Source organism: Pseudomonas sp. CAN1, from assembly GCF_030462585.1.
Taxonomy (GTDB): domain Bacteria; phylum Pseudomonadota; class Gammaproteobacteria; order Pseudomonadales; family Pseudomonadaceae; genus Pseudomonas.
On sequence record NZ_JASMRU010000082.1, the window covers coordinates 1 to 3,765 of the forward strand.

Below are 3,765 nucleotides of genomic sequence, written 5' to 3' on the forward strand. Positions count from 1 at the left end.
GGCAGTCAAGCGCGGCAGTCAAGCGCGCCGTCTGCTGCTCGCGCAGCTCCCGCATTTTCAGGGGCTGGCCGTAAATATCCACGATGGGCATCGTTGTCTCCTACCAGTCGCCGCCCATGCGGCCACCTGCGTCAAATGAATCTTCGAATCCACCAGCGGAGGCCATTCCTTGACGGCCAACCAGGGCGAACTCCATGGAAGAAAAGCCGGTCGTTGCCAGCATCCAGAGCATGTGAAGGGCGTCAGGGCCGTCGTCGTGGTCAGCGGCTGGGAAGTGCTTCAGCTGCTGTTCCAGGACGGTCTGGCTGGGGTGCAGGCGGATCAGACCGTTGGCCATGTGCGGCTGCAGGCTCTCGATGCGTAGGAGCTTGTCGGCGTGGGGCGTGATAGCGCGGGCCGGCACCGGGCAGCCGGCTTTGGCCGAGCGCTTCACCAGCTCGGTGCGCAGGAATTCCTGGAACTGGACCGCCTCCACGCCCCATACCAGGCAGCGGTAGGCCCGATGCATGGCGATGATGTCTTCGATGATCTTGTCCGGCAGGCGCTTGCGGATGCCGGCTTCCACCACGTCCAGGACGCCGGTTTCGCGGTTGAAGCCGCCGACCAGGATGGCGCTCGGGTCGCGGCTCGCGCCCTGTTTGCCCAGGGACGGGTCGCACGCGCCATAGAACAGCCACTGAGACAGGCGGTTCACCCAAAAGGTGATGCAGGCCGCGAAGGGGGCGTTGTCACCCTGTACAGGGTCGTTCTGCTGCTCGGAGTCGAACGCCGAATGCCCGTCACGGGCGCGCTTCACCATCAGCTTGTAGAGGGGCTGACCATCCGGCCAGCAGATGATCGCGCCTTCCTCCATGGCGGCGGCGCGCTCCTGGTAGTAGGCCAGAGCTGACGCGCCTTCGTCGTCGGAGTTGAGTAGCAGTTCCTCCCACTTCTCCCACAGGTCCATGCGGTGCGGCCATTCGATGATGGCTTTGAACTTGCGGCGCTTCCACAGCGGGTTTTTCAGCAGGCGCGACAGGACGGAGTCGTAGTGCAGGATSGTSCCGATGATGATGACGTCCATGGTGTCRTCGGCCGAGCCGAGGGACAGRACGGTCTTTTTCAGCCAGTTCTCMAGCTTGTCGCGCTGCTCCGGGCTGCGGACGTTCTCGTCGTTCTCCAGGTCGTCACCAATGACCAGGTCGGGACGGTGCGGRCCATGGCGCARGCCGCGCATGCGCTTCCCGGAGCCGAAGACCTGGACCTTGGCGTCGTTGGCCGTGACGATGGTSCCGACCTGCCAGACGCGGCCCTTACCGGCGCCCTGGGGGAAGTCCATGGCCAAGCGCGGGTTGAACTCCAGTTCCGCYTTGATGGCCTCCAGCATCGTGGCGGCCTGCTCGAAAGCGTCCATGACGATCAGCGGGTAGTGCTTGCGGCCGGTGACCGTGCACCAGATGACGAAAATCTGGCTGACCAGGGTGGACTTGGCGTTGCCGCGCGGTGCTGCAATGGCTTCGTGCTGGCCGTCCGGGTGGTCGACCAGCTCGGGCAGACGCTTGTACAGGTAGTCGTGCAGCAGCGCGTTGCCGCGCTTCACGTAGTGCGGGAAGTAGGTACGGGCGAAGTACTCGTAGTCGTTGCTGGCCCGCTCGCGCCGCGCGGCGCTGGCCTTCGGGTCCGGGTCGAAGCCCGCGACCTCGGCCTCAATCTGACGGCGGAAGTTCTCGGCAAGCTCGGCGATATCAGCCAGGAAGTCCTTGGTGTTACCCTTCATGGGTCAATTTCTCCCCAGAAGGAACCTGGTCATGATGGACTGGATTGGCGGTGCCTACAGCGGTATCAAGGCAGCCACGGACATTACGCAGAGCATGCTTACGCTCAAGACGGATGCGGCAGTAACGACCAAGGTTGTGGAGCTGAACGGCGTTCTGCTCGGGCTGCAATCCCAGTTGAACAGCGCCCATGCGGATCAGACGACACTGACCCGCCGCATAGGCGAGCTGGAAGCCGAAATTGCGAAGTTCAAGCGCTGGGAGCAGGAAAGCAGCCGATACGCGCTTACGCAGACCGAGTTCGGAACCCTTATTTACCGCATAAGGCCAGAAGCGCGAGGCAGCGAGCCTGAGCACTCCCTTTGTCCTACGTGCTTTAACGATGGTGTGAAGAGCGTTCTGCAGCGCTACAACTCCATTTACATGAACTGCCTTCGCTGCAAGATGAGCCTGCAGGTGAAGCCTTCCACCATCAGCCGCAAGCCAAGGCCGCGCGTCTAGTTGGCAAGCCTTCATTTCAAGTCTCTCGCCAGTAGCTCCCCGAACGGCTCCAGCACCTCGGCGAACGCTGGGGCGTGCTGCGGGAATCGTTCGCGGATGAAGCTGGCCAGACGCTGGAGCACTTCCATGGCAGTCCCCAGTGCCGAGGTTTCAGGCAGGACACGCTTCGACGCGCTGACCGTCTTGTTGTAGGCATCGGCCAGGCTGGCGAGCAGTTGCACCTTCACGGCCGGCTTGATTTCGGCGTCCACCTGGACGGCTTCCATGGTGGCCTGGAACTGCATGACCAGGCCGGACAGCACCTGGCGCGCCACTTCCTCCAGACCACCACCGGCCAGCAACTGCGCCGACTGCGCCTTGTCCCAGTCGTCCCCCTCGGCCTCCGCCTGCTGTTTCCAGCGCCTGGCAGTGCCATAGGAGACGCCGAACATGGCGGCCGCGACCTCCAGGCTCTGGCGGTCGAAGACATAGGCACGGCGCAGGGCGTCGCGGGTTTCCTTGGGGTGCGCCATGGGCTACCTCAGATGCCGAGCTTCATACGCGCCACGGCCAGGCCGCAGGCAACCAGACCACCCGCCAGCGCACCGGCTGCCGAGCCATACAGGACCGCCTTGCGCTCGATCTGAGGGAAGCGCTCTTCGAAGCGCTCCAGGCGGCCGTCGATGCGTTGCAGCAGGTCGTACTCGGGGGAGTTCTTCTTCTCGGTCATCGGATCAGTCCTTTTGAAGGTGTTGCACGGTGTCCCAGTGCAGGCCGGCGCATTGGCCGTATTGGTCGTAGAGCTGTTTCAGGGTGAGCAAGGCGGCATCGGCGCTGTCGTCAGCCGCCGCCACCGGGGTCGGGCACGGTTGAGCCAAGGCCGCTGGTAGTGGCTTTGGCAGCCCGCTGGCGGGCGGTTTCGAGCTGCTGCATGACGTCAGCAGGAAAGCGACAGGTAGCGCGGTCAGCAGCCGTTTCAGCCAGGGCATGGCGAAGCTCCCGTGAGGTTTGCTGGTCGCGGTCGTCCCGCTGGGCCAGGCGCTGGAAAATGGAGGTGCTGGTGTCCTGGACCTTCTTCAGCTGGGCGACCGAATCGTCCAGGACGTTGCGGTAAGCGTCGGTCTGCGCCTCGGCGCAGATGGCGCGGCCGTCAGCCAGGCCGACCTGGTGGCCCACCATCCAGGAGCCGACCGAGGTCAGCACCAGGAGCAGCACCAGGAGCAGGCCGAGGCGCCAGGTCACAGCACTTCCCGCACGGCGTTGCCGATCAGCTCGGCGCTGTAGGGCTGCTGGCCGTTTTCGTGGCGGATGATCGCGGTGACCAGGGCCGCCAGCGTCGGCTGATCCAGGTGAAGGCCAGCCTGCGGCGGGACGCCCAGCTCGCGGGCCACGGCAGCGGCATAGGCGCGGGTGTCGTTCTCATTGGACGGCGCCCAGCGTGCGATCAGGGATTCGACGGTGCGCAGGCCGTGGACCTTGCGGTAGTTCAGGAGCAGCTTTGCCAGGGCGCGAATGCCGTTTTGCGGGGTGT

6 protein-coding genes are annotated in these 3,765 nt (G+C 64.5%); 1 reads left to right on the forward strand and 5 read right to left on the reverse strand.

Annotated features, from left to right (window positions below; translation table 11 throughout):
* Positions 1–100: 100 nt before the first annotated feature.
* Positions 101–1,756, reverse strand: coding sequence for a phage terminase large subunit (gene terL / locus QO207_RS31250; protein WP_301536113.1), 1,656 nt, complete (start codon positions 1,754–1,756; stop codon positions 101–103).
* 31 nt (positions 1,757–1,787) lie between these two features.
* Between terL and QO207_RS31255 the strand changes: the two genes are divergently transcribed.
* Positions 1,788–2,255, forward strand: coding sequence for a hypothetical protein (locus QO207_RS31255; protein WP_301536114.1), 468 nt, complete (start codon positions 1,788–1,790; stop codon positions 2,253–2,255).
* Positions 2,256–2,266: 11 nt separating this feature from the next.
* Here QO207_RS31255 and QO207_RS31260 read toward each other — a convergent pair whose 3' ends face one another.
* From QO207_RS31260 to QO207_RS31275, 4 genes are all read right to left on the reverse strand, one after another.
* On the reverse strand, positions 2,267–2,767 hold the full coding sequence (locus QO207_RS31260) for a DUF1804 family protein (protein ID WP_301536115.1): 501 nt from the start codon (positions 2,765–2,767) through the stop codon (positions 2,267–2,269).
* An 8-nt stretch (positions 2,768–2,775) separates the two neighbouring features.
* Positions 2,776–2,964 (reverse strand): hypothetical protein, encoded by a 189-nt coding sequence (locus tag QO207_RS31265; RefSeq protein ID WP_301536116.1) that lies wholly within the window; start codon positions 2,962–2,964, stop codon positions 2,776–2,778.
* 110 nt (positions 2,965–3,074) lie between these two features.
* A complete protein-coding gene (locus QO207_RS31270; protein ID WP_301536117.1) occupies positions 3,075–3,476 on the reverse strand; it encodes a hypothetical protein in 402 nt (133 codons plus the stop codon).
* Positions 3,473–3,765: structural protein (locus tag QO207_RS31275; protein WP_301536118.1), on the reverse strand; the 293-nt coding region annotated here is incomplete at its 5' end. The genes QO207_RS31270 and QO207_RS31275, both read right to left, overlap by 4 nt.